The 23479-nt window shown below is 72.8% G+C and carries 20 protein-coding genes and 1 pseudogene; 11 read left to right on the forward strand and 10 right to left on the reverse strand.

Going from position 1 to position 23479, the window contains the following annotated elements; translation table 11 throughout:
* Positions 1 to 312: 312 nt before the first annotated feature.
* Entirely contained in the window at positions 313 to 525 is a 213-nt protein-coding gene (locus K353_RS30650; RefSeq protein WP_111556769.1) for a DUF6199 family natural product biosynthesis protein, read from the reverse strand.
* A gap of 340 nt (positions 526 to 865) precedes the next feature.
* Between K353_RS30650 and K353_RS30655 the strand changes: the two genes are divergently transcribed.
* Complete coding sequence (locus K353_RS30655; RefSeq protein ID WP_111556770.1) at positions 866 to 2173, forward strand: TIM44-like domain-containing protein; 1308 nt, start codon at positions 866 to 868, stop codon at positions 2171 to 2173.
* Positions 2174 to 2575: 402 nt separating this feature from the next.
* On the opposite strand, the gene K353_RS30660 is transcribed toward K353_RS30655, so the two are convergent.
* Positions 2576 to 2965, reverse strand: a complete 390-nt coding sequence (locus K353_RS30660) for a MerR family transcriptional regulator (protein ID WP_111556771.1) — start codon at positions 2963 to 2965, stop codon at positions 2576 to 2578.
* A 99-nt stretch (positions 2966 to 3064) separates the two neighbouring features.
* On the opposite strand from K353_RS30660, the gene K353_RS30665 reads away from it, so the two are divergent.
* Entirely contained in the window at positions 3065 to 3853 is a 789-nt protein-coding gene (locus tag K353_RS30665; RefSeq protein WP_111556772.1) for an amidohydrolase family protein, read from the forward strand.
* Positions 3854 to 3967: 114 nt separating this feature from the next.
* On the opposite strand, the gene K353_RS34590 is transcribed toward K353_RS30665, so the two are convergent.
* From K353_RS34590 to K353_RS30675, 3 genes are all read right to left on the reverse strand, one after another.
* A complete protein-coding gene (locus tag K353_RS34590) occupies positions 3968 to 4126 on the reverse strand; it encodes a hypothetical protein (protein ID WP_158585525.1) in 159 nt (52 codons plus the stop codon).
* A 432-nt stretch (positions 4127 to 4558) separates the two neighbouring features.
* Entirely contained in the window at positions 4559 to 4849 is a 291-nt protein-coding gene (locus tag K353_RS30670) for a hypothetical protein (protein ID WP_146616615.1), read from the reverse strand.
* A 121-nt stretch (positions 4850 to 4970) separates the two neighbouring features.
* A complete protein-coding gene (locus tag K353_RS30675) occupies positions 4971 to 5402 on the reverse strand; it encodes a helix-turn-helix domain-containing protein (protein ID WP_111556774.1) in 432 nt (143 codons plus the stop codon).
* 92 nt (positions 5403 to 5494) lie between these two features.
* Between K353_RS30675 and K353_RS30680 the strand changes: the two genes are divergently transcribed.
* Together K353_RS30680 and K353_RS30685 are read left to right on the forward strand one after the other, a co-directional pair.
* Positions 5495 to 6595, forward strand: a complete 1101-nt coding sequence (locus K353_RS30680) for a Gfo/Idh/MocA family protein (protein WP_111556775.1) — start codon at positions 5495 to 5497, stop codon at positions 6593 to 6595.
* 1289 nt (positions 6596 to 7884) lie between these two features.
* Positions 7885 to 8433 carry a DUF6328 family protein gene (locus K353_RS30685; RefSeq protein ID WP_111556776.1) on the forward strand — a complete coding sequence of 183 codons (549 nt, stop codon included), beginning with the start codon at positions 7885 to 7887 and terminating at the stop codon, positions 8431 to 8433.
* An 818-nt stretch (positions 8434 to 9251) separates the two neighbouring features.
* Here K353_RS30685 and K353_RS30690 read toward each other — a convergent pair.
* From K353_RS30690 to K353_RS30700, 3 genes are all read right to left on the reverse strand, one after another.
* Complete coding sequence (locus K353_RS30690; RefSeq protein WP_111556777.1) at positions 9252 to 9842, reverse strand: lytic polysaccharide monooxygenase; 591 nt, start codon at positions 9840 to 9842, stop codon at positions 9252 to 9254.
* A gap of 409 nt (positions 9843 to 10251) precedes the next feature.
* Positions 10252 to 10425 (reverse strand): CsbD family protein, encoded by a 174-nt coding sequence (locus K353_RS30695; protein ID WP_111556798.1) that lies wholly within the window; start codon positions 10423 to 10425, stop codon positions 10252 to 10254.
* 166 nt (positions 10426 to 10591) lie between these two features.
* A complete protein-coding gene (locus K353_RS30700; RefSeq protein ID WP_111556778.1) occupies positions 10592 to 10975 on the reverse strand; it encodes an STAS domain-containing protein in 384 nt (127 codons plus the stop codon).
* 346 nt (positions 10976 to 11321) lie between these two features.
* On the opposite strand from K353_RS30700, the gene K353_RS30705 reads away from it, so the two are divergent.
* Positions 11322 to 12227, forward strand: a complete 906-nt coding sequence (locus K353_RS30705) for a DegT/DnrJ/EryC1/StrS aminotransferase family protein (RefSeq protein ID WP_158585527.1) — start codon at positions 11322 to 11324, stop codon at positions 12225 to 12227.
* Positions 12228 to 12351: 124 nt separating this feature from the next.
* Here the strand turns inward: K353_RS30705 and K353_RS30710 are convergent, their stop codons facing one another.
* Both K353_RS30710 and K353_RS30715 read right to left on the reverse strand, forming a co-directional pair.
* A complete protein-coding gene (locus K353_RS30710) occupies positions 12352 to 13410 on the reverse strand; it encodes a hypothetical protein (protein ID WP_146616616.1) in 1059 nt (352 codons plus the stop codon).
* Between the two features lie 292 nt (positions 13411 to 13702).
* Positions 13703 to 14980 carry a hypothetical protein gene (locus K353_RS30715; protein WP_111556781.1) on the reverse strand — a complete coding sequence of 426 codons (1278 nt, stop codon included), beginning with the start codon at positions 14978 to 14980 and terminating at the stop codon, positions 13703 to 13705.
* 955 nt (positions 14981 to 15935) lie between these two features.
* Between K353_RS30715 and K353_RS30720 the strand changes: the two genes are divergently transcribed.
* The 6 genes and pseudogenes from K353_RS30720 to K353_RS30750 form a co-directional block, all read left to right on the forward strand.
* Positions 15936 to 16913 (forward strand): LnmK family bifunctional acyltransferase/decarboxylase, encoded by a 978-nt coding sequence (locus K353_RS30720; RefSeq protein WP_111556782.1) that lies wholly within the window; start codon positions 15936 to 15938, stop codon positions 16911 to 16913.
* A gap of 80 nt (positions 16914 to 16993) precedes the next feature.
* Entirely contained in the window at positions 16994 to 17227 is a 234-nt protein-coding gene (locus tag K353_RS34595; RefSeq protein WP_158585528.1) for an acyl carrier protein, read from the forward strand.
* Positions 17224 to 18453 carry a beta-ketoacyl synthase gene (locus K353_RS30730; RefSeq protein ID WP_111556784.1) on the forward strand — a complete coding sequence of 410 codons (1230 nt, stop codon included), beginning with the start codon at positions 17224 to 17226 and terminating at the stop codon, positions 18451 to 18453. The genes K353_RS34595 and K353_RS30730 overlap by 4 nt, the downstream gene beginning before the upstream one ends.
* 19 nt (positions 18454 to 18472) lie before the next feature.
* Positions 18473 to 19579 (forward strand): SDR family oxidoreductase, encoded by a 1107-nt coding sequence (locus K353_RS30735; RefSeq protein WP_111556785.1) that lies wholly within the window; start codon positions 18473 to 18475, stop codon positions 19577 to 19579.
* Positions 19580 to 19678: 99 nt separating this feature from the next.
* Positions 19679 to 20923 carry a thiamine pyrophosphate-binding protein gene (locus K353_RS30740; RefSeq protein WP_111556786.1) on the forward strand — a complete coding sequence of 415 codons (1245 nt, stop codon included), beginning with the start codon at positions 19679 to 19681 and terminating at the stop codon, positions 20921 to 20923.
* A 1378-nt stretch (positions 20924 to 22301) separates the two neighbouring features.
* Positions 22302 to 22894, forward strand: a pseudogene (locus K353_RS30750) (IS5 family transposase); the annotation flags it as partial.
* Positions 22895 to 23479: the final 585 nt, after the last annotated feature.

Below are 23479 nucleotides of genomic sequence, written 5' to 3' on the forward strand. Positions count from 1 at the left end.
CGAACCCAGACCCGTCCCGCTCCGGGTCCCGCCGCAGCCGCAGCACGTCACGAACCCGCACCCGAGGCCCGCCCTGGTCACACGAAGCATCGGGTGGGCTGGAAGCCGCGCGGGGACGCAGGTGAAGGTGAGGCCGAAGTGATCCCACCGGGAGCCGCGGGCCGCGTTGACCATGACGCTCCACGCGCCCGGCTCTTGGCCGGGCCGGGCAGGCCGGTGCGGGAACGCGCCGTTGTCAGTGCCGCGGGGCTCGTCGGCTGATCACCCGTTCACCGCGAAGAGCTCCTCCTTCGACCGCTCGTTCGTCGCTCGTCACACGTGGGAGACGAGTATCCAGATGGCGCCGACGAGGACCACGACCCCCACCGCGCGCTGCATCAGGTAACCCCGGCGCGTGGGCTCGGTGGCGTCGGGATCCTTCACCCATCCTCGCTGGAGCCGCCGGTTCACTCCCCACAGGAGTTGCGGCCGCAGGACCTGGAGAAGCCCTATCGCGATCACTACGCATGCCACGGCGATGAACACCCGTCCCCCTCGCAAGTCGCCGCAGGCGTTCCCTCACCTGACGCCCGCTCACCCGCGGCTACCCTGAGGTCCGTACCGGAAACAGGGGGCCGACGAGGAGGCCGGTGCGGCGGCCGACGGCGGGAGCACCCGGCGGCCTGGCTTCCCGGCAACGGGGTAGGAGGCCTGTCCGGAACCCGAGACGTTCCGATCGGTCCGCCGCATCCGCGCATCCGCGCTCCGGCGACGCGGTGGTCGCGGTGGTCTCGGGGCGTCCCCGGTGAACCGGCTTGTAGGCTCGCGCGGGACGTTTCTGATTCTCGAAGGGGGAAACCCGGTGCGCGCCCGTCGGTGGATAACGGTGGTAGCTGGTGTCCTCGCGCTGAGTGGCCCAGCGCTCGCGCATGCCCGAGGTGGAGGCGGCAGCCACGGGTTCGGTGGAGGCGGCAGCCACGGTGGCGGCTCGCACGGGTCGAGCGGTGTCGGGTTCGGTGGGGTCGGATTCGGCGGTGGCGGCGGTGGCATCGGCGGTGTCGGCGGGTTCGTCCTGCTGCTGATCATCGTGGCCGTCGTCCTGTTTCTGTGGCTGAGGTTCCGGAGACGGAAGGCGGGACGCGACGCCGGCCTGAACACGGTGTCGGACCGCAAGGCGCACCGCGCGGACGCGCAAGCGCGCGAGCGCGCTGCCCTGATCGGGGCCCGGGTCGAAGCCATCGCCGACACGGACCCGACCTTCGACCGCGCCGCACTCGAGCGCCGGGCCGTCTGGCTGTACACGACCGCCCAGCGCGCCTGGACCGGCCAGGACCACGCCAGGCTGCGGGAGATTCTCTCCCCGGTGCTGTACGGCAAGTGGGTCGACGAACTGCGTGACTACGCCTCCCGCGGCGAGACCAACCTGGTGGAGATCGTCTCCGGCCCGACGGTCGAGCTGGTCAACGTCGCGAACCGGGCGGGTGAGGGGAACGACACCGTCACCTTCCGGATCACCGCGACGCTCCACGACCACGTCCGCCGCGGTGATGGCACGACCGGCGTGCGCAAGGACGGCTCGACGCACCCGGTCGAGTACTGGACGCTGCGCAAGAACGGGGCCGGCGAATGGATCGTGTCGTCGGTGGAACAGGCGGCGGAAGGCGCGCACCACCTGACCGACGCCGTCGAGACGGACGTCTGGGACCAGAAGGAGGTCGCCCGCGAGGCGGTCCTCGAAGTGGCCGGGAAGACCGGGGTCGGGCGCGTGAGTGACGTCCTCTCGCTTACCAACGTCTCGTGGAGTACCGACGCCGACGCCGCGGTCGGCGATCTGAGCGTGCTCGACGGCCGGTTCGACAAGGCAGTCCTGGAGGTCGCTGTCGAGCGGTTCCTCGAGGAGTGGGCCATGAACGACGGAAGCCTGGACTTCACGTCCGTGCACACCGTCGACCGGACCGTCCTGCGCGAGGCTGCCGTCCGGTCGGTCACTGTGCGTGCGCTGGTCTCACGTGCCCCGATCGTCTTCCAGGTCGCGGCCGACCTGGAAGGCGTCTACTACGAGGTCGACCGGCGCACCGAGCAGGTGCTCCGCGGCGACGCGCACCGACGCCGTCCGATCACCCTCGCGTTCTCCCTTCAGTTGGACGACACGTCAACCGGCTCGTGGGCCGTCATCGCCACCGACGTGGAGTAGGCCGAGCCCATACCGGGGGCGGTGCCCCGCGAGGCCGCCCCCGCTACCGTGGCCCGGCTGCGCGCCGCCGTCGAACAGGACGGCTGGCGGCCGGACCGGCGAGCTGCGTCCGGCCCCGGCCCGGCCGCCGGGGCGGGTGAGGTGTGGGCCGGGTCCGGCCGCGGGTTCGGCTTCTGGCGCAGGGCCGGGGCGATACTGCGGGCGGCGAGGCGGGCGGTACGGTGGCGGATCGGCACGTCGTGGGCGTCGACCAGGTACACCACCGGGGCACCGAGGCCGACGAAGGCCACCCGGCCTTGTCGTCGCGGTTCTCGGCCCAGCCCACAGGCCGGTCGTCCCGGGCGGGCGGGCACGGGCCGTCCGGCCGTTCCAGCCGGGGATCTCCCGGTGTGACCGAGCGCTTCAGTCGGCGGGTCGAGCGCCGTGCGCTGGGGCCTGGTCCGCCGCGTTCTCAGTGGCGGCGATCGTCTGTCGCAGCAGGCCGCGGGCGGTCTCCAGGTCGGCGGCGCGCTGGTCGAGGAGGTTCAACTGGCTGCGGAGGCTGGCGAGTACGCCGGGGCAGGGGCGCAGCGTCTTTGTGTCGAAGGTGCAGGGCAGGATCTGGCGGATGATCCGGGTGGGCAGGCCGGCGGCGAGCAGGGCGCGGATGCGGCGCACGGTCCCCACCGTCTGGTCGTCGTAGTCGCGGTAGCCGTTGGTGCGGCGGTCGGCGCGGATCAGTTCGGTCCGCTCGTAGTAGCGCAGTAGCCGCTCGCTGACGCCTGTGCGGCGTGACAGTTCCCCGATCAGCACCGGTTCGCCCTTTCTGCTTGACCTTCCAACGGTGTCAGGGAGCAACAGTGTCCTGACCGGCTGAATTCCGGACCGGTCGAGACGAGGGGAAGCGAACCAGTGATCATCGATGCGCACAGCCACGTGCACGACCCGGTCGGGGCCCACGTGGGTCTGCTGGACGAGGCCGGGGTCGACCGCGCCGTCCTGTTCGCCACCCGGCCGCACCCGGAGCGGGCCGGCGACCTCGCCGCCCTGCACAGGGAGATGGCGGTCCTGGAGAAGGCGCTCGGGGGCGGGATCGGTACGGTCGAGGCGTATCGGGGTGCATGGCAGGAGCTGGACGCGGCGCTCGCCGCGCGGCCGGAGCGGTTCATCGGGTTCCTGTCGGTGCCGGTGGGTCTGGGAGCGCAGGAGACCGCCGTGATCGTGGAGCAGGAGGTGGTCGGGCGTGGACTGCACGGGATCGGTGAGCTGACGCCCCCGCCGGGAGGAGCGGGACTGGTGGAACCGGTGCTTCGGGCTGCGGCCGACCAGGGACGGCTGCCGGTGGTCGTGCACGGATCCGCGCCGACCACGGCACAGGACCTGGCCACGCTGGCTGAGCTGGCCGGCCGGTACCCGGAGGTTCCGCTGGTGGTCAGCCAGCTGGGCGGACAGCACTGGCAGCAGGCCATCGAACTGGCGCGGGACACCCCGAACATGTACCTGGAGCTGTCCACGGCCAACGTCGTCTTCGCAGTCCGGATCGCCATCAAGGAACTCCCGGACCGGACCCTGTTCGGCTCGGACGCGCCCTACGGCGACCCGGTCCTCGCCCGGATGCTGGTGGAACGGGTCACCAGCCCGGGTGAGGTGCGCGACCGGGTCCTGGGCGGGACGATCGCCCAACTGGTCGGCCTCGGCTGACGCCGTGACCATCACCGACGACGCCGCATGCCCAACCCGTCTACTCGACTGCTCACCCGCCGGGTGAAGTGCTCGGCCGCGAAGCCGGACAGGCCGGACGGACCGGACGGGTGGTCAGACCTGCAGCTCCGTCCACGCGCTGTCCTCCAGCGCCACGTCCAGGCCGTCAGCCCGGCGCCTGCGGTCCTGGAAGCGGAACTCCCTCGATCCGTCCGCGAGGACACGCTCCTGCTCGGCCTCGCCCGCCCCGTTTCCCGGGCCGCGTGCAGTCACCGGGCCACCTCGCCGGGCATGTGCTTGGTGATCAGCCGCCCGCGCGGGTCATCCGTCGACCCGCCCGCCGCGCCATGGCCAGACCTGGCCTGCACGTGCAACATGAACCCGACCGCCTCCGCCTGGCGCCGCACCCGCTGGCGCACTCTCGGCCGCCGGCCGGCCAGCACCTTCGTCTCGATGCGCTGGGAGGGCGTCCGGCTTCGGTGTGGCGGTGCCCTTCAGCCACCGCTGCACCGTGCGCTGACTCATGCCCGGCTCGCCCGCCAGATGCGGGGGTGGAGCCGCCGCTCGCGGCCGCGCCGCAAAGCGGGCGGCGCCTCTCCCCCGCCCTGGCCGCCACCCTGGCGGGCACCCTGCTGGCGGCCGGCATCGGCATCACGGTCGCCGCCACCCACGCCGAGGACATCGTGGAACGGTCCACCTCCACCATCAGCACCGGCACCCCGACCTCCGGAGCCTGCCGCACCGCATCCGGACGCACCCTGCGCCGACCAGCCAAGGCGACAAGCAGACGGCAGGACTGGTGGCGAAGGTGAAGTCCTCGGGCCGGATGGTGCCGTAGGTGCCTTGGTTGAAGTGCTCGGCGAGGGCCGGGCGGATCACCTCGCGTACCTCGCTCTCATCCTCGGCGCGGACCAGGGCGCCGAGCCGGTCGCTGCTGAGGTTGAGGTGGATGTCCCGGGCCCGGACCGCGTCGGAGCCCTGGTTCTCGAACGTCATCGTCCTGCCCACCCGGGCAGGACGCTACCTGTCACCCGAAACCGCGATCCACCACCGACCGGCATGACAGCCAGGGCGATCTTCCGGATCGCGCCGGGCGGTCGCCGCAATGCGCAGGACCCTACGTCGCGTCTCGCCCGGCGGCGGCGAGTGCGACGTCGTAGTCGAGGCGGGCCCGGTCGATCGCCTCGACGTGCCGCTCGGCCCAGCCGGCCAGTTCGACCAGGGAGGCGTACAGCTCGCGCGCCATCGGCGTCGCCGTGTACTCGACCTTCGGCGGCACCGTCGGGTAGACGGTCCGGGTCAGCAGGCCGTCGCGCTCCAGGTTGCGCAGGGTGAGAGTCAGCATCCGGCGGCTGATGCCCCTGACCTGGCGCTCCAACTCGGTGAAGCGGGCCGGGCCCTGGGTGGTCACCAGCAGGATGGCGATGCTCCACTTCCCGCTGACCCTGCCGAGGACGTCGAGCACCGAGCAGGCTGCCTGGGCGGAAGGAGTCTCGCACTCCCTCGATGCGCTGACCTCGATGGTCACACCGGTGTTCCTCTGGGACATGAAAGTGCCTCCTTCCGCGTTCGGTGCATGATCGCAGACCATGATCCCGGCAACAAGACGGGTCGTACGAACGCGGAGCAAGGGGTTCCACCATGGCGGACAGGATTCGGGTCGGGGTTGTCGGGGCGCACGCCGAACGCGGCTGGGGACGTGCGATCCACCTGCCCGCCCTCGCGGCCTCCAAGGACGACTACGAGATCGTCGCGGTCGCCGGCACGAGCCGGCAGTCGGCCGACGCGGCAGCCGGCGTCTGGGGCGCCCGGCACGCCTTCGCCGACGCCCGGACGCTGATGGAGCACCCCGAGGTCGATCTGGTCACCATCGCTGTCCAACTGCCCCAGCGGGACGGCCTGGTGGACGCGGCGATCGCGGCCGGCAAGCACGTGTACAGCGAGTGGCCGCTGGCCCTGGACGCAGGGACCGCCGAGCGGCTCCGGGCCGGTGCGGAGGCGGCCGGGGTGCAGGCCGCGGTCGGCCTGCAGTCCCGGCACCACCCGATGGTCCGCCACCTGCGCGACCTGGTCGCCGAGGGCACGGTCGGCGAGGTTCTCTCCAGCTCGCTCAGCTACTCGATCGCCTCACCCGAGGTCTGGTCGCAGCGGTACGCGGCGCTGTTCGACGCCACCAAGGGCGTCAACCACCTCGCGGTCGTCGGCGGCCACTCGCTCGACATGTACGGCTCGATCGTGGGCGGCTTCGCCGAACTCTCCGCGACCCTGACCACCCGGATCGGCGCCATCACCCTCCAGGAGACCGGCGAGCCGCTCACAGTCACCTCGCCGGACCAGATCGTGGTGTCGGGCCTGCTGGATTCCGGCGCCGCCGCCTCCGTCCACTTGATGACGGGCGGCCCGCGCGGCGACGGCTTCCGTATCGAGGTGCACGGCCGGGCCGGCCGGCTCGTACTGCACTCCACCGACGACTCGCTGGTGGGCCCGGAGTTCGTCCTCACCCTCGCCAAGGCGAACGGTGCTCCCGCCGAGACGCTAGTGCTTCCGTCGCGCTACCTCCCGGCCCTCGCCGCCGCCCCTGCCCCGGCGTGCAACGTCCACCGTGTCTACGCCGACCTCGCCCACGCCATACGCACCGGCGAGCCCTTCGACCCCTCCTTCGCCACCGCGGTCCGTACCCACCGCCTGCTGGACGCGATCAAGGACTCCGCCGCCACGGGCGAGCGCCGGCGCCTGGGCTGATTCCCGCGCGGGCGAAGGATCTCCCGCGCGGCAACAGGACGGGTGCTCTCGTGCCGGGACCGCACCCGGCCGGGCCAGGAGAAGGAGGGGAACCGTGCTGACCCGCTACTTCCACGACGAGGGCAACGAACTGCGCGAAGCGGTCCTCAAACGGGACCTCAACTGCCCGGCAGACCTGGAGGCCGGCAGGCTCAGCGTCGGTCGGGGCGGCGCCGTCCCGGCGCACCAACCGGAAGGACTCTGCGGTGATGAGGATCGACGCCCCGCACGAGGCCGACGAGGCCCGGGCCGTCGAGCAGTTGCTCGACCGCCTGCCCGGCCCAGCACCGCCCGAGCAAGCCCGGAACTCGACAGCCAACGAGCAGTGGGAGGGACGGGAAGCGGTGCTGCGCCAGGCCGCGCTGACCGACCGGATCGCGCTGCGGACCGCCGGGGCCGGGCCGGGCGCCGCGGCCGCGGCCTCGGCCTCGGCCCGCCGGCTGATGGCCCTCGACCGGGTGGTGCGCTCCTGGAACTGCCACCACGGACCCGACCACCCGCAGTGGGACAGCGTCCTCGACCCGGACAGCACAGTGCGCGCCTACGTCCGCCAGGAGTACCGGCACCACCTCGACTCACCCCGTCCGACCACCCGGGTGCCCGGCTGTCAGGGGCGCCCTGACGGGCAGGCAGCGGGACCACAGCCGCGTGACCCGGGACCGGCCGGAACCGGAGCGAGGCCGGGGGCGCGCGTGCGGACGCCGCCCCTGAGGGATTCGTCCCGGCCGCGTGCTCGAAGCGCAGCCGGTCACCGCAGGGGCGGCGTCAGCGCGGAACCCGGACCTGGAGGATCGCGTACGCCCACAGGACTGGACGCGGGGTTCCGCACCGCCCGTATGACCCCTGGGAGCGACCGCATGCACCCCGCCCAGGCACCACCACTGTGTACTGCTGGCCGGAACGCCCGGCCGGGACGCTCAGCCGGGATGGCGGCCGGGACAGGGCAGGAACGGCCCGGGCCCGGACCAGCCGGACCGGCAGGGCGGGACGGGGCGGGGCGGGGCGGGCGAGCAGGGACGGCGGCTCGGTGAACGGACGGGTGGACCGACGGGTGAACGGACCGGCGGACCGGCGAGCCGGGCTCCGGAGCTACGGCATACCTGTCGGCGGGGTGGGCAATCGAACAGGAGGACGCATCGAAGTGAACTCCGGGGGCCGGCCATCTGCGGTCCTGGACCGTGCCCGCATCGGATTGTCTGCGCCCCGCGCCGTCCGTCACCCCAAACGACCAGCCTCGAAGGAACTCCCCCTTGAGCAATGAACCGGTCCGCAACAGCCCTGACCGAAGCTCGGCCGGCGGGGCCGGTCGCGACGAGTCCGCGCAGGAACAGGCGGACCGGCGCTGGAGCGAGATGCTCCAGGAGGTACGGGTCGCCCAGACCGGTGCCCAGGTGCTGTTCGGGTTCCTGGTCAGCGTCGCGTTCACCCCGCACTTCGATGGCCTGCCGCACTTCGACCGGACCCTCTACGTCGTCACCGTGCTGCTAGGGGCCCTAGCCACCGGCACCCTGATCGCCCCGGTCTCCATCCACCGCGCCACGACCGGCCACGACCTCAAGCCCTCGCTGATCCGGATAGCATCGCGGATGCTCAGTGTCGGCCTGACGCTGCTCGCCCTCACCATCGGCAGTTCACTGCTCCTGCTGCTGCGCTCCGCCACCGACCATCCGGCGCTCTCATGGGTCCTGGCCGGCCTCGTCCTGGCGTACTTCGCCGCCACCTGGCTGGTGCTGCCGCAAGTCCTGCTCCGACGCCCGGACCGCGACCCGCAGCCGCGGCAGTCCCCGCCCCGGCGCTGATCCGCCCGGCGGCCGCGGCCCGGTACTCCGACCAGACCAAGGTGATGCGGCAGATGCCGCCTCCGTGGTCGGCGATGCCCGCGTGGGCGTCGGTCACCGCGACATCCGGCAGGCCGACGACCTGGACGCGTGCCAGGGTGGCACCGTCCAGCGGCACCCAGGCACCCGGCACCGCGTCGCCGCCGAGTTCCACCACGCCGTCGGCCTGGCGGAGCATCACGTGGTCGAGGGTGAGGACCTGTCGGTCCGGCGGGGTGACGACGACCGGCGGCGGGCAGGCTGGCGGGCAGGCGGCAGGCGGGCAGCCAGCCGGACCGGGCAGGCGGGCAGCCGGCCGGGAACCCGCACCGGACGAGTCCATCCGAGCCCGTCACGCCAGGCCAGCCCCATCACCAGGGGCGGATCACGCTGCCGGAACCCGCCGGCGCCGAGCGGGTGGCGGCGGTGGCGGTATGCACGCTGGCCGCCGCGATGCCCGCCACCGCCCTCGACTACTGCCCGCCCGGACCGGCGACCCTCACCCGCGCGCTGGAGACAGCAGTGCGCACCGGACGGGAGAACTGACCGCCGATCGGCCCGGGAGCGCGCAAGGGCCCCGCCGAAGGCTCCGGCAGGGCCCTGGGCCGTGGCGGTGACGGCCGGTCAGGTCTCGATCTGGTCCCGGCCGCCTGCGGCGCCCGGCTGGCCCGATGCGATCACCAAAAGCGATCGGTTCACCACCCGCCAAGATCGCCGTCGCAAAAGCCTGCTGATCGCGCTGTCGGCTCGTGGGCTTCGGTATCGGGGCCGGTAGCGGTGGTCCGACCCGCCACCGGTGGTCAGAACTGGACGTCGGCGCAGGCGTAGAAGGCGTTGGCGGTGTCGGCGATGGTCCAGACGCCGATGATGAGCTGCTTGCCGGTCCTGCCGGTGGGGACGGTGCCCTGGTGGCTGACCGTGGCGGGGGGCTGGGCGCCGTTGTAGGCGATCTTGAGGAAGGGGGTGGGGTCGATCTGGGCGCGGGTGAGAGGCTTGGTCGGGTCGTAGCCGGGCTTGGTGAGGTAGTAGGAGAAGTCGGTGGTGGCGTGCTGGGCGGTCAGCTTCCAGGTGAACGTGTACTTCTGACCGGCGGTGAGCTTGGTGGCGGGCCACCCGCCGCTGCGGGGGGCGTCGAGCTGGGAGAAGCGGGAGTTGCCGCCGCTGCAGATGGCGCCGTCGGCCGGGCCGGCGGAGGGGAAGCCCTTGGGGCCCTCCACGCTCTGGGGCTCGTACTGGATCGCCCCGCAGTTGGTGACCGTGCCGGCTGCGCACAGGGCCTGCCGGCTGGGTGGGGTACTGATGTAGCCGTGGCTGCTGGCGCTGCCGGTGGCCAGGACGAAGGAGGATGCCACGCCGACGGCGATAACGGCCGCGCCGAGCTTCTTGCGCATGTCGTACTCCAGGGTGTGTGGGGGCAGTGACCGGGCCTCGGCCGACGGGGGTGGGGCAGGGCCGGGTACCCGTCCCGGGTCGGGGGTGTGTTTCCGGAGTGCCCGGGTCCGCGGCAACGTAGCCCCACCCGATTTGCCGTGTCCACCTCATCCGGCGCAGATCGGCCATGATCCCTTACCGGCGCTGGAGCCAGCCGATAGCCCCGACCCCGAGACTCGCCGCCCGTGATCCCGCACCATGCCCACGCTCCACTGACGCTCAGACCGGCATGTACCGGGACCGTCGGGCTTTCCAACGATCCGGTCCCACTCGGGTACCGGCCCCAGCGGCGCCGGCGGGGTGGTGCATGCGTGTGGGGCCCGACCCGGTAGCCGGGTGGGACCCCACATGTGCGGCGGACGGCCGCGGTCAGCCCTTGAACGCGTCCTTGACGTGCTCGCCGGCCTGCTTGACGTCGCCCTTGGCCTGGTCCGCCTTGCCCTCGGCCTCCAGGCGCTCGTTGCCGGCCACCTTGCCGGCGGCCTCCTTGGCCTTGCCCTTGGCCTTGTCCGCCATGTTGCCGATCTTGTCGCCCGCGCTCATCGGATTCTCCTCGTCGCTGTTGGCCTGCACGGTGCCCCCACCGTGGTGTCGGACCCAGCACATGCCCGCCCGGACGGTTCCGATTCATGTGAATACTCGCCCAGCTGGGAAACACACGACAGCCGGCCGGCCCGAAGTGCCACCGCCGATGCCGACGCGAGAAAATTCACAGCCGGGTACCGCTCAAGCGGTCCGGGTGCCGGTCAGGCGGTCCGGTTGTGGCCGGGGGCGGGGTGGTGGTCGACGGCGTCTGGACGCTGTCGGCGATCTCGAACACCTGCCGAGCGCCGGTGATGTCCAGCAGGCGCAGCAGCCGTGGTGCGGGGGCGGCCAGGACCAGGGGGGTGTGGTGGGTGTTGGTGCGGGCGTCCAGGAGGCGGTTGAGGCCGCTGGAGTCGCAGAAGTCGATGCGGGCGATGTCCAGGACCAGCAGCCGGCAGTCGGGGGTGAGGGCCGCCTCTACGACCGCAGCCAGGAAGGGGGAGGTGTCCGCATCGAGTTCGCCCGCCACTTCGAGGACGTGGACGGCGCCCAGCCGGTGGGAGGCCAGGTATCGGTGGGCATGGCGGGTCTCGCTCCTGTGTGCGGGGGGGGGCGGGGTGGGGGAAGCCTCTCACGGCCGCGCGGCGAAAAAGGCGGCACCCGGTAAGTGCTACCAGCACAGAAACCCGCAACCGCGCCCCTGCCCGGCCAGGAAGCCCTCGCCCACGACTGCCACGGCCCCGTACCCGTACCCCGTCGGCGCTGCGGTGTCCGCCTCTGCAGGGCCGCAGCGCCACCACAGGCGGCCGAGGGCGGGAGCGGGAGAAGTTGGAGCGACAGGGCTGAAAGGTCGGAGTGCCTGGGGCATCTTGGGTAAGGATGTGGTGTTGTCCTAGAGGGCGATGAGGGCGCTGATGCGCTCACCGCCGCCGGGCAAGCGGGGGACGAGGTCGTCGTCCCCCGCCGCCACCTTCGCGGCCACCGCCTTCGCGATGGCCGAGGCCGGCGCGGTACCGGTCGTCGTCGACGTCGACGAGCCCACCCTCACGCTCGATGCCCGCGCGGTGGAAAAGGCGATCACCGCACGGACCCGCGCGGTCATCCCCGTGCACCTGCACGGCCACATGGCCGACATGCCAGCGATCAACGCCGTCGCCCAGGCCCACGGCCTCGCGGTGATCGAGGACTGCGCGCAAGCCGCGGGCGCCAGCCTGTACGGACGGGCCGCCGGCACCTGGGGCGACTACGGGTGCTTCTCCTTCTGGGTCGGCAAGACCGTCGAATGCCTGGAGGACGCAGGCGCCCTGATCACCACCACCCCCGAACGCGCCGAACACGTGCGCCGGCCGACCGACGTGGGCCGCGACAACTCCGACCGCGACCTGCACCACGTCCACGGCACCCGAGCCCGCCCGGGCGAGTTCAACGCGGGCGTCATCGCCACCGAACTGGCCCTCCTGCCCCAGTGGCTGGACCGCCGCGCCCGCATCGCCGCGAGCTACGTACGCGCCTTCGCCGACCTGCCGCTGACCACCCCGTTCACCGCCCCCTGCCACGTCCAGGCCCTCTACAAGTACGCCGTCGTCTGCCCCGACACCGCCGCACTCGCCTCCCACCTGAAGGACCGGGGCGTGGAGACCGAGAGGGTCTACCCCTACCTGCTGCCCGACCAGCCCGCCTTCGCCTCCATCACGCACCGCAACCACGCCACCGCCGAGTCGCGCCCCGCCGCCGAACGCCTGTGCCTGCCCGCCTACCCCGAACTGACCGACGAGGAAGTCGCCCGCATCGCCGACAGCGTCACCTCCTTCTACCGCTGACGCCCGCCCGCGGCGCGCATCCCCCGCCATGGGCTGTGCGGCCCCATCGGCCGCCGGGAAGCACCCGTTCGCTTTCGCGGCCGGGCCTCGGGCAGGGGCCTGTGCGGTGCCCGGAGAGGGGCGGTCAGGCGGGAGGCGCGCTGCGGGTAGCGGTGCGAGGCAGGACGCGACTGTTGACGTGGTGCTCGACGACGCTGACGGGGCCGAGGCCGGTCAGGACGCGGGTCAGTGTGTCGGGGGTCAGGCCGTCCGAATCGCCGCCGATGACGGCCACGGTGGAGGCGTTGCGCAGGTGTCCGGGGTAGAGGTCGGCCAGCGAGGTCAGGCGGACCGTGCGGCGGGCAGGTGCGGACCACTGTCCGTCGCGTCCGGGCAGGACGAGGGCCACGTCGCTGCAGGCGGCCGCGCCGTTGACTGCGGCGCGCCGGTCCTCGGCGCGGTAGCACCACTGGTCGGGGTGCTGGCCGCGCAGCATCGGGAAGCGCGCCCGCAGGACGGCGAGGATCGCGGCCGCGTCCTCGATGAGGGTGCAGGGCCGCAGGACGAAGGAGAGCGCGGCCGGGTCCGCTACCCGCACCGCCCGGGCGGCCTCGATCGAGGGCACCGCCACGACCCGGTTGCCGCGCGGGCACGGGGCGAAGGGCATCAAGGGCCCGGCGCCGACGAGCAGGACCGTTTCTCCGCGTTCGGCGAAGCGCCGCAGGCACTGGAGGGCCGCATCGGCGTGGGGGCAGTCCGGCGCGGGCGGCACAACCGTGGTACGCGGGTGTGGCAGGCGCGAGGCGGGCGCCGCGGGAACCGCACACGGCTCCGCACCGGCCGGCAGGAGCATGCGCCGGGTGCGCAGCACCGCGGACCACGTGGCGACCGCGGCGCGGGCCTGGGGTAAGCGCTCCGCGTCGGCGGCCACCGCCAGGCCAAAGACCTGGCCTGTGGTGTCGAGGAACGTGGTGGCGACCACGGCCTGACCGCCGTCGTCCGGGTCTCGGGGGGTGAGCTGATGGTGCAGCGCGGTCACGGCTGTCTTGGTGTCGTGCCGCTGCAGCCAGGCCGTCAGCAGTGGAGCGGCGGGGCAGTGAACGACTCCCCGCACTGGATGGTGGAACACTGATGGCACCACCACCGCATCGCCGCCAAGCTCCGGCGCCGTGAACTCTTCCGTGACAGATGACCGACCGACCATCCCTCTACTCCTCCCGCCTGTACGTCCTTGCGGTCCGGACGTGTTCGCGGGACGGGTTCGACACCGCGGCGGGAACCGGATGACCGACGCCGGCCAGGGTGGGCGGACGGCCTCACAGGCTGACCTTTCTGTCCCTTTTCGGGATGCTTCCGCCTGTCTGCCGCGAACGTGGGGCGGCGCTCCGGTTCGAACGGGTTTCCCCGTCGTCGAAAACCCGCCCGGGTGTGGGGCCGCGCTCCGCTCCGGCAGGCGGGCGCGCAACGGGCTTGTACGCCCTCGGGGCGGACCGGGGTCAGGTCCGGGGGCGGGGGACGCGGTTCCAGTCGGCGGCAGTCGCAAGCAGGTCCGCGGCGCGGCGCTCGGCGCTGTGGGGACGGAGGAGCGAGCGCATCGTGCGGTGGGCGTCGGACAGCCGCCGTGAGCTGATGGCGGCACCGCTGTCCAGGAAGCGCTGCCAGGCGTCGCAGGCGCGGTCGAGGTCGCCGCACGCGAGGTGTACCTCCCCCAGTTGGGCGAGTACCAGGGCGTGCGTGCGCGGCTCGTCCGCGGGGCGCAGGCGGGTGGAGAGCGCGAGGTCGGCGGCCGCGCCGGAGGCGTCGTCGAGCAAAAGCCTCACTTCGGCACGCTGGTGGGTGAACGCGGCCAAGTGGTAGACGGCGACGGGGCCGGGCGGCGATGCACTGTGGCGGTCGAGGCCGTGCTCGGCGGCCGACAGGGCCGCGCGCGCCTGGGCGGGCATGCGGCGCGCGGCCAGGGCCAGGGCGAGTTGCCCCTGCAGGAACGGGGACGGTGGCGTGTGGGTGCCCGCTACTGCCAGGGAGCGTTCGGCCAAGGCCAGGGCGTGTGCGTGGTGGCCGAGCTGGTGGGCCTGGACGGACAGCGCCCGCAGCGCGGCAGTGAACGTGGTGGTGTGCCCGCCCTCCTCGGCGAGGCCCGCGGCCAGGCGGTACCAGTGCTGCGCGGCGCCGTGGCGGCCCGCGTCCAGGTGGAGGTAGCCGCCGACGTAGGCGAGGTGCGCGCAGGCGCCCAGGAGATCCCGGCGCGCGGCAGGGGCCGCCGGGGCGTCCAGCCAGGGCCGGACGGCGTGGCGGAAGAAGGAGTTCAGCGCCTCCAGCAGGTGCCCGGAACCGGACAGATGGTCGCTGCGGGAGAAGTGGGCTGCCATCAGCTCGACGCACACGGCGTGCTGCTGCGTGGCCCTCGGCACCTTGGGGACCGGGGGCGTGCGTGTGGCCGCGGGCGGCAGAAGGCCGGCTGTCGGCAGGGTGTACGGCACCGACAGGGCGATGGCGCCGTACGGGTCGCCGGCATCGGCCGGCACAGCGGGCTCCGAGGCCGTGACCGGCGGGAGGAGTCCCGTCTCGCGCGCGGTGACGCGCCTGCCCAGCCGACGCGAGAGCGCTTCCGCGACGAGTTCCGCGACCGGGCCCCTGGGCAGGACACCGGCCATCCACTGATGGACCGAGGCCCGCTGGTAGCCCAGGCGCAGACCGCTCTCCCCGCCCAACCGGTTGACCTCCCGCGCCAACTCGGCTCCGCTCCAGCCCGCCTGGACAACCAGCAGCCGCAACGCGGCATTGTGCGAACGCACCCTCCGTCACCGCCCTCCCCCGCGCCGCTCAACACGGGAACCCGTTGCCGTGGACACGCATGTGACAGGCCACGCTCCCGGAGGTACGGAACACCCGCTCCTCCTGCCCGTGCTCCAGTCTCCTCCTCGGTGTTCGGAGGCGGGAGGCCGACAGGACGCCGTCACAGCGGCACAGTGCGTTGAATCCCTTCACGCAGAAGCCGTTCTGCAACACTTGACGGCAGCCGCCGGAACCTGGCGGCTCGCGACGTCCAAGGCCGACCCGGCGGACGGTTCCGGATCCGGCGACGTGCGGTGAGGCGGCAGCCGATTCATCCCCGGCCCGCGTCGGCGGCGGCCCGGCGCGGACTGACAGTTCGTCGCCCACGAATTGATCGTCGGCCCCGGCCCCTCCTGACGTGCATCAAGACCGCGGTCGACACCGGCAGGGTCGGCTGCGAGCCGGCCCCGATCCTGCAGAGCAGGCACGTGGACGGCCCTTGCGTCCCGGCGTGGGTCGCGCGCAGCTGAGCGGCGCGTGGGCGGCGCCCGGTTCGTTCTCGCCGAATGCGGAGGAGCGGGCAGTGGTGAGGGCCGCTGGCCGCGCTCGGCTTCGAAAAACTGCGGAGGCGGATTTCCACCGAGCCACCGGCAGCACGCTTCGGGCGCTTGTACACCCCTCCCCGATCGGACGGGGCCACCCCGGCAGGCAACGCCGGAACCGGCAGTGCCACTCAATCGGGTGGTCAGGCCGTCAAGTGTCCACGCTGGTCAAGCGCGGTGCCCCGCCCGCTGCGGCGGGCTGCCACCCGCGCTGAACAGGTCCGCCGCCCGCCCGCACTCCCGAAGGCCCTCTCCGGGCACAGGAGCCTCGCCCGACCCGTACTCCGTGCCGCCCGCGCACACTTCCCTGACGAACACCCCGCAGCCAGGAGAGCCCGTGAACTCCCTTCCAGTGACCGCCGTGCCGGACATGCCGGTCTTCAGCAGCGTCCACCGCACCGGCGCGGCTTCCCTGCGGCGCACCGAGACGGTGCGGCCGGGCATGTGCGGGCCGCTGCAGTCCTTCGTCGCGTGTGTCGGCGACTGGACATGGGAGGCGGTCAGCGCGGTGTGCGGCCTGGACGTCTTCAGTGCCCGCAATCCGCAGGGCGAGCCCTGCTACCTGGCGTTCTACTCCTACCGGATCACCGCCAACGGCCTGCACCCGGGCGATCTGACGTTCGGTGACAAGATCGTGGTGGACACGCTGGTGCGTGACAGCGGCCGTCTTTCGGTGCTGACCGCGCACCGCCTGCGCCGCGAGGATGCCGGCGAGCACCCGCCCTTCGACCTGGCGGAGCTCTACGGTGCGCCCCGGCCCGGCTGCCTGTACGTGGAGAACCTCAACGTGTGGCTGACGCGTGGTGAGGGGACGGGCAACGTGGGCCTGATCCGCAGCGCCCCGACCGGTTTCGAACACCGGTCCCTGCCCTCGCTGCCCGAGCGCTACAGCCCGCGCGTGCTGTGCGCGCAGGCCCGTGAACAGGGGCGTTTCCCTCACCCGGGAGGCGGGCCGTGGTCGGCCCCGGCTCCGCAGCAGGTCTTCGAGCAGCCCGTGGACGCGGTACGCGACGTCAACGGCGCCGGGCTGCTGTACTTCGCGTCCTTCTTCTCCCTGGCCGAGGCCGCCGTCCTGCGGCAGTGGCGCAGCCGCGGGCTGGATCTGCACGCCCACCGCGGGCGGCTGCTGGCAGATGCCCGGATCTGCTACCTGGGCAACGCCGACGTCGACGCACAGCTGACGGTGACCGCGGCGACGTCCTTCGCGCCCGCCGACTCGCACCGTGAGCGCTGCGACGTGAGCGTGTGCGACCAGGGAACCGGCCGCACGATCGCCCTGGCGGCATTCGATCACCACATTCCGCTCCCGCCGCCGCGCGCCGCGCCCTGACACCCCGACGCCGCCCCTGCGGCTTCACACCCCGCTGGGCACAGGCTCGCAGCGCCTGGCCCGTGAGAAAGGAACCCCCCGTGCGCACCTACCTCTGTGACCTCCTCGCCGGCAAGTACCAGGTGGCCCCGCCGGTGGATCCCGACGCCACCTTCGAGGACCTGGGCCTGGACTCCCTGGCCCGCGCCGAGTTCGGCGCCGAACTCCAGGACAGCCTGGGGATCGTGATCCAGGAGGATGACCTCGCCCCCCACATCACCCCCACCGCTCTGGCCGGGGCGCTGGAGGCCAGGGGCGCGGCGGTCCCCCGATGAGGGCGGGCGCCGAGCCGGTGGCGGTCACCGGCCTGGGCATGCTCACCCCGGCCGGACTGGACACCGCCGCCACCTGGGAGACGGTCCTGGCCGGTACCGCGTGCGCGCGCCCCGTCCCTGCCCTGGCCGGCGGTCCCGTCGACTTCGCCTGCACCATTGCGGACGCCTTCGATCCCCTGGCCCTGCTCGGTCCCGCGGCACGCCGGATGGACCGCTTCACCCAGCTCGCGGTGGTCGCCGCCCGCCAGGCGGTCGCCGACGCCACCACCGACGTGCCCATGGGGTGGGACCCGCAGCGCGTCGGGGTCGTCCTGGGCACCGGCTTCGCCGGGATCTCCACCTGGGAGAGCCAGCGCATGCGCCTGCACGCCGACGGCCCCCAGTTCGTCAGCCCGCTGGCGGTGCCCTCCTCCATCGCCAACATGGCTGCCGCGCACATCAGCCTCGACCAGCGCATCCACGGCCCCTCCCACACCGTCTCCACCGCCTGCGCCTCCGGCACCACCGCGATCGCCACCGCCGTGGAACTGCTGCGCTCCGGGCGCTGCGACGTCGTCCTGGCCGGCGGAGCCGAGGCGGCCGTGACGGCGCTGACGGCCGCCGCCTTCCACCGGCTGGGCGCGCTGTCCACCCGCGGGCAGGACCCTGAGCGGGCCTCACGGCCCTTCGACCGCGACCGGGACGGCTTCGTCCTGGGCGAGGGCGCCGCTGTCCTCCTCATGGAGACCCTCCCCCACGCGCGCTGCCGCGGCCGCAGACCCTACGCCCTGCTGGCCGGGCACGCGTCCGCCACGGACGCCCACCACCTCACCAATCCCGACCCGCACGGGCGAGCCGCCGAGCACGCCCTGCGCACGGCCCTGGCCGACGCCCGCATCGAGCCCCACCAGGTCGCCCACGTCAACGCCCACGCCACCAGCACCCCCCAGGGCGACGCCGCCGAGGCCGCCACCCTGGGACGCGTCTTCCCGCACGCCCCGCCGGTCACCGCCGTCAAAGGCGCAACCGGTCACCTCCTGGCCGCCGCAGGGGCCCTGGAGGCCGCCGTCACCGTCCTGAGCATCCACCACGGCCTCATCCCGCCCATCGCCAACTGGCAGCAGGGCGACCCGGGCAGCGACCTGAACCTCGCCGTGAACCCGGTCAAAGGCCCCCTGCCCGTGGCGGTGAGCGAGTCCTTCGGATTCGGCGGCCACAACGCCGTCCTCGTCCTCACCCAGCCCTGACCCCTCCTCCAGGACCACCATGCCCCCCGCGCTGCACATCCTCACCGGCGCCACCGGACTCGTCGGCTCCGCGCTCGCCCTCGAACTCGCCACCCGAGACGACCAGGCCCGCCTGCTGTGCCTGGTCCGCTCCCCCGAACCCGACGCCACCGCCCAACTCCACGCCCAGTTGCGCGCCTGCGCACACGCCTACGACCTCCCCGCCCGTGCGCTGGACGCCGTCCTCGCCCGCACCCAGGTCCAAGCCGGGATCGACCTCAGCCACCCCCACGCCCTGCTGCTCCCGGATGTACCGGCACCCCGCGCCGGCGCCGTCCACTTCTGGCACAGCGCCGCGCGCATGTACTTCCGCGAAAGCGAACGCCGCGCCCAGTTCGCCTCCAACACCGCCGGCACCCGCCGCGCCCTCACCCTCGCCGCACGCATGGGCGCCGGCGACTTCACCATGATCAGCACCGCCTACGTCGCCGGCACCAGCCACGGCACCGTCCTGGAACAACCGGCCGACGGCACGCTGTGCCGCAACCCCTACGAGCGCAGCAAACTCGCCGCCGAGCGCGCCGTCCTGGCCGCCCGCGGCAAGTTCGCCGTCAGGATCCTGCGCCCGTCCATCATCACCGGCCACAGCATCACCCGGCGCTACCCCGGCCGGACCACCGGTGCCTACACCGCCCAACGCATCATCAACGCGTTCCACCGCGCCATGCCCGCCCACGCCCGCACCCAGCAACGCCGCGTCCTGGCCGAGCCCGCGGCCCCCCTGAACCTGGTACCCATCGACCGCGTCGCCGCCGAGGCCGCCGACATCGCCCTGCGCGCCGGCAGCGAAGGCATCTACCACCTCACCGACCCCACGCCCCCCAGCGTCCAGGACTTCCTCAACGCCTGCTTCACCAACGCCGCAGCCCCACCGCCCACCTGCGTCCAAGACACAGGTGCCCTCGACGACCGCGACCGCATCCTGCACACCATGCTCGCCCCCTACACCCCCTACCTCACCGTCCGCCAGGACTTCGACCGCCACCGCACCGACAGCGCCGTCCCCCGCCCCCGCGCCTACGGCCCGTCCCTCGACGCACCCGGCCTGCTACAGCTCCTGCAACCGGCACCGCCCGCGACAACCTGACCCCCGCCACCCCGTGCGTCATCAAGGACGCGGCCCCGATCCCGCGGGCGCGGCACTCTGCCCGCCGCCCCGCTCCACGATCTCCACGCGAGGAGAGCCATGATCGACCCGTCCCCCCGGCCGGTGGCACCGCTCACCGGCATCCGGCCACTGCCGGGCCGTCGGCCCGCCGCTGACAGCGACGGCCTGCCGGGCCACGCGGGCGAGATCACCGGCGCCCAGCTGATGATGGACGTCCTGCTCGACGAAGGGGTGCGCCACGTCTTCGGCAACCCCGGTGCCACCGAACTGCCGCTGCTGCAGTGCCTGGCCGGGCAGCGGGAGATCACCCACGTCCTGGTCCTGCAGGAGGCCACGGCCCTGGCACTGGCCGATGGCTACGCCCGGTTCTGCGGGCACCCCGCGTTCGTCAACCTGCACACTGCCGCGGGCCAGGGCAACGCGATCGGCGCGCTGACCGACGCCGCTGTCGCACGCCTGCCCATGGTCGTCACCGCCGGCCAGCAGGACCTGCGGCTGCTGCACCGGGAACCGGTACTCGCCGGCGACCTGACCGCCCTGGCACGCCCGACGGTCAAGTGGGCCCACCAGGTCACCTGCCGACAGGGACTGGGCCCCGTGCTGCGCCACGCCTTCCGCCTCGCCCAGGCTCCCCCCGCCGGCCCGGTCTTCCCCGCCCTGCCCATGAACCTCCTCGACGAGGCCGGCCCGCCGGCGCCCGCCGCCAGCGCTGTGCCGCGCCTGACCGCCGCCGACACCGCCCCGCATCCCGGCACCACCCCCGCACGCCCCGCGCCCGGGCAAGCTCCCGGCCGGGAAAGCACCCTCGACACGGCCTCCCCCGCCCTGGCCGTCGCCCAGACGCTCCCCCACGGCGCACTGGACCTTCGACGAATCCCCCTCCGATGCCCACGACCTGCGCCTGGCCCTCGAACTGGACCGCGCCAACCGCTACCACTGGCCCTCCGGCGGCCTGGGCTGGGCCATGCCCGCCGCCGTCGGAGCGGCACCGGCCACCTCCGGCCACCCCTGTGCGTCATCGGCGACGGATCCGCGCTCTACTCGCCCCAGGCCCTGCGGACAGCCGCCCACCTACGCGCCCCCGTCGGCTTCCTGATCGTCAACGACCGCACCTACCAGGTCCTGCGCGCCGACTGGCAGCTGCGCGACCCCGCCGTCGAGCAGACCCTCGGCCTGGACATCGACGATCCCGCCGTCGACTTCACCGCCCTGGCCCACTCCATGGGCGTGCCCGCCCGGAAAGTCACCACCCATCAGGACCTCACCGCCCCACTCCTGGACGGATGCCGCTCCGGTGCCCCTTCCTCGTCGAAGCCGCCTTGACGCCCCGCGCACCACGACGAGCACCGTGACAGCGGCAAATCGGCCGGGCAACCCAACCGAACACACGCCGTCCCACTCACCGACGCCGAGCTCCAGCCATCCCACCCGGGGCAGGCCGGCCCGCTCCGTCCCGGCACGCAGCCCTCCCACCCGCACCAGGTCCGAGCCCGCATCAGGGCAACCCCGACGCCGACTCGCACGGCGCAACCAGTCCAACCGATCGATCCGGCTCCCACTGCGTCCACGTACCCGGGACACCACCCGCAGCCGACCGGAACCTTGGGGCGGACCACCGCAGGAACCGAACCGTGAAGATCCTGACGGCCCGCGCTGCACGCCGAAAGGCGAGGCGCCGGCACCGGATTGGCCCGGAAAGCAACACCGTCCCACCCACTCGCGATCAAGGATCGAGGAACACCCGAGATGACCGCAGAACGCACCAGCAACAGCATCCCCAAGGACATGGCCTGCCCCCGCTGCAACGCCGGGGTCAAAGCACGACACGTGCGCACCGATACCACACCGGCGGGAGGCAGGACCGAGACGTGGGCCCCCATGCCATGCCGCAACCCCCAGTGCTCCGACTCGGGAAGCCGCATCCCGTAGACCTCCCGAGGCCCTGCCCTGTGTGACGATCTCCGCCCACTGCTCGCGACAGACGACGGAAGCGGCAGGGCCATGCCGGGCAGGCCGGAGCCTGCCCGGCAAATGATCACCTGGTCGCTCCGCGGCGCCAGAGGATCAGGGAGGCAAAGACGACTCCGGCACGGTAGCGCCCAACGAGTGTGTCGAATCGGGTGGCCCCGGTGCGGAACTGTTTCAGGCGGGCGAAGCCCCGTTCCACCACGTTCCGATCGCGCTGGAGGACGTGACCGGAGACGGACGGTGGGCAACCGAGGCGCCCCAACGTCGTCGGTTGGCCGCCCGGTCTCGGCGCTCGGGGACCGTGGCGGCGATGTCCCAGCGCCGCAGCAGGCAACAGATCGCCCTGCTGGAACAGGCCTTGTCGCCCAGCACCCGCTCCGACGTGGTAGGCGGGCGGCGCCCAACGGCCCGCAGAACACGGATCACGTCGGGAAACGTCGGCGAACGCGGTGGTGTCGTCGACATTCCCCGGGTGAGCACGGCCGACAACGGCAGCCCGCTGCCATCGACAGCGAGGCGGATCCTGGCGGTCGGCCCCCTACGGACCGGCCGAGGACCTGGCGCGCCTGCGAGCAAGACCGGATCGCCCAGTCCGCCCCCGTCTGCGTCCCCTCTTTGCCGACACCCGGGGCGTACTGGTGGGCCCCGTTGACCGTGGAGTAGACCGCTGCACTCCGCTCCACCCGGCCCACCGCATCACCGCGGACCTGAACCTGCTGTCCGCGTACCACTGAGGTTTTCCGGGTGGACCAAGGCCCGGGTGTGGGCGAAGCTCTACCGTCTGGTCCTGGACGAGCTCGGTTCGCGGGGCGAGCTGGACTGGTCGCGGTGCGCGGTCGACCTGGTGAACATGCGGGCCCTGAAAAAGGGGATCTGACAAGTCCGAATCCTGTCGATCGGGGCACGTTCGGGTCGAAGATCCACTTGCTCACCGAACGTACCGGTCTGCCCATCTCGCTCGCGATCTCCGGTGCCAACCTGCACGACAGCCAGTCCCTGGTCCTGCTCGTCGAGGCGATCGCGCCCATCCGCTCCCGGCGCGGCCCGAGGCGGTGTCGGCCCGGCAAGCTCCACGGCGACAAGGCCTACGACCACCGCTTCATCCGCGCCTACCTGCGGAGACGACAGATCGCACACCGCATCGCCCGCTGCGGCATCGAGTCCTCCACCCGCCTCGGCCGACACCGTTGGGTGATCGAGCGCACCGTCGCCTGGCTCGGCCGCTTCCGCCGGCTCCACCGCCGCTACGAACGCAAGGCCGACCACTTCGCGGCCTTCGCCACCATCGCCGCCACCCTCATCGGTCACCGCAGACTGGCCAAATGAGATGCCTTCTAAGTGGTCCGTACTGAGCGCAATGGGATGAGGTACCTACCGCACCGGCCCTCCGCGGGCTCAGGCCGGTCCTAACCGGCCGGTGCGTCGAGGCCGGGACGTCAACCAGCCCCACAACCCGAGCCGCACCCGGCTTGCTCGGCGTCGACGCCGACTGCGAGCAAGCCGGGTGCGGCGCGACGGTCACCGGACCGGCGAGTGGTGGGGTTGCATCCGGCCAGGTGCCAGCGGGCGGCGGCCGGTCCGACGATGGTGGGCCGGTGCTCGCGCAGGTCTCCGCCGGCGGTGCCCAGCGCCCAGCAGTGGGTGGCGACCAGAGCGGTGAACACCTAAGCGAGCGGGGCCGGTTCGCGGGCGTCGCGGCCGCGCCGAACGGCCTCCGCACGCGCGGGTACGGGGCGCCCGGGGGGACGGTTGCCATGGGCGCAGGTGCTTTGGCGGGCAGCCTGCAGGGCTCGACGGGCCAGGTTGATACCGGTGGCGGTGGCTGGGGGTCCGTCAAGCGCTCACTGCCACTCGGGCCGGGACGGTGGGCTGCCGGGCGTGCTGGCGGAGCCGGTGGACGGTGTGCAGGCG

Source organism: Kitasatospora sp. SolWspMP-SS2h, assembly GCF_003259315.1.
Lineage (GTDB): Bacteria > Actinomycetota > Actinomycetes > Streptomycetales > Streptomycetaceae > Kitasatospora > Kitasatospora fiedleri.

Excerpts from the sequence above, each read along its gene's own strand:
- K353_RS30690 (WP_111556777.1), bottom strand. The coding sequence starts at position 9,842 with ATGCGCAAGAAGCTCGGCGCGGCCGTTATCGCCGTCGGCGTGGCATCC.
- K353_RS30705 (WP_158585527.1), top strand. The coding sequence starts at position 11,322 with ATGCGCTCACCGCCGCCGGGCAAGCGGGGGACGAGGTCGTCGTCCCCC.
- K353_RS30670 (WP_146616615.1), bottom strand. The coding sequence starts at position 4,849 with ATGACGTTCGAGAACCAGGGCTCCGACGCGGTCCGGGCCCGGGACATC.
- K353_RS30735 (WP_111556785.1), top strand. The coding sequence starts at position 18,473 with ATGCCCCCCGCGCTGCACATCCTCACCGGCGCCACCGGACTCGTCGGC.
- K353_RS30695 (WP_111556798.1), bottom strand. The coding sequence starts at position 10,425 with ATGAGCGCGGGCGACAAGATCGGCAACATGGCGGACAAGGCCAAGGGC.
- K353_RS30680 (WP_111556775.1), top strand. The coding sequence starts at position 5,495 with ATGGCGGACAGGATTCGGGTCGGGGTTGTCGGGGCGCACGCCGAACGC.
- K353_RS30675 (WP_111556774.1), bottom strand. The coding sequence starts at position 5,402 with ATGTCCCAGAGGAACACCGGTGTGACCATCGAGGTCAGCGCATCGAGG.
- K353_RS30710 (WP_146616616.1), bottom strand. The coding sequence starts at position 13,410 with ATGGTCGGTCGGTCATCTGTCACGGAAGAGTTCACGGCGCCGGAGCTT.
- K353_RS30730 (WP_111556784.1), top strand. The coding sequence starts at position 17,224 with ATGAGGGCGGGCGCCGAGCCGGTGGCGGTCACCGGCCTGGGCATGCTC.
- K353_RS30740 (WP_111556786.1), top strand. The coding sequence starts at position 19,679 with ATGATCGACCCGTCCCCCCGGCCGGTGGCACCGCTCACCGGCATCCGG.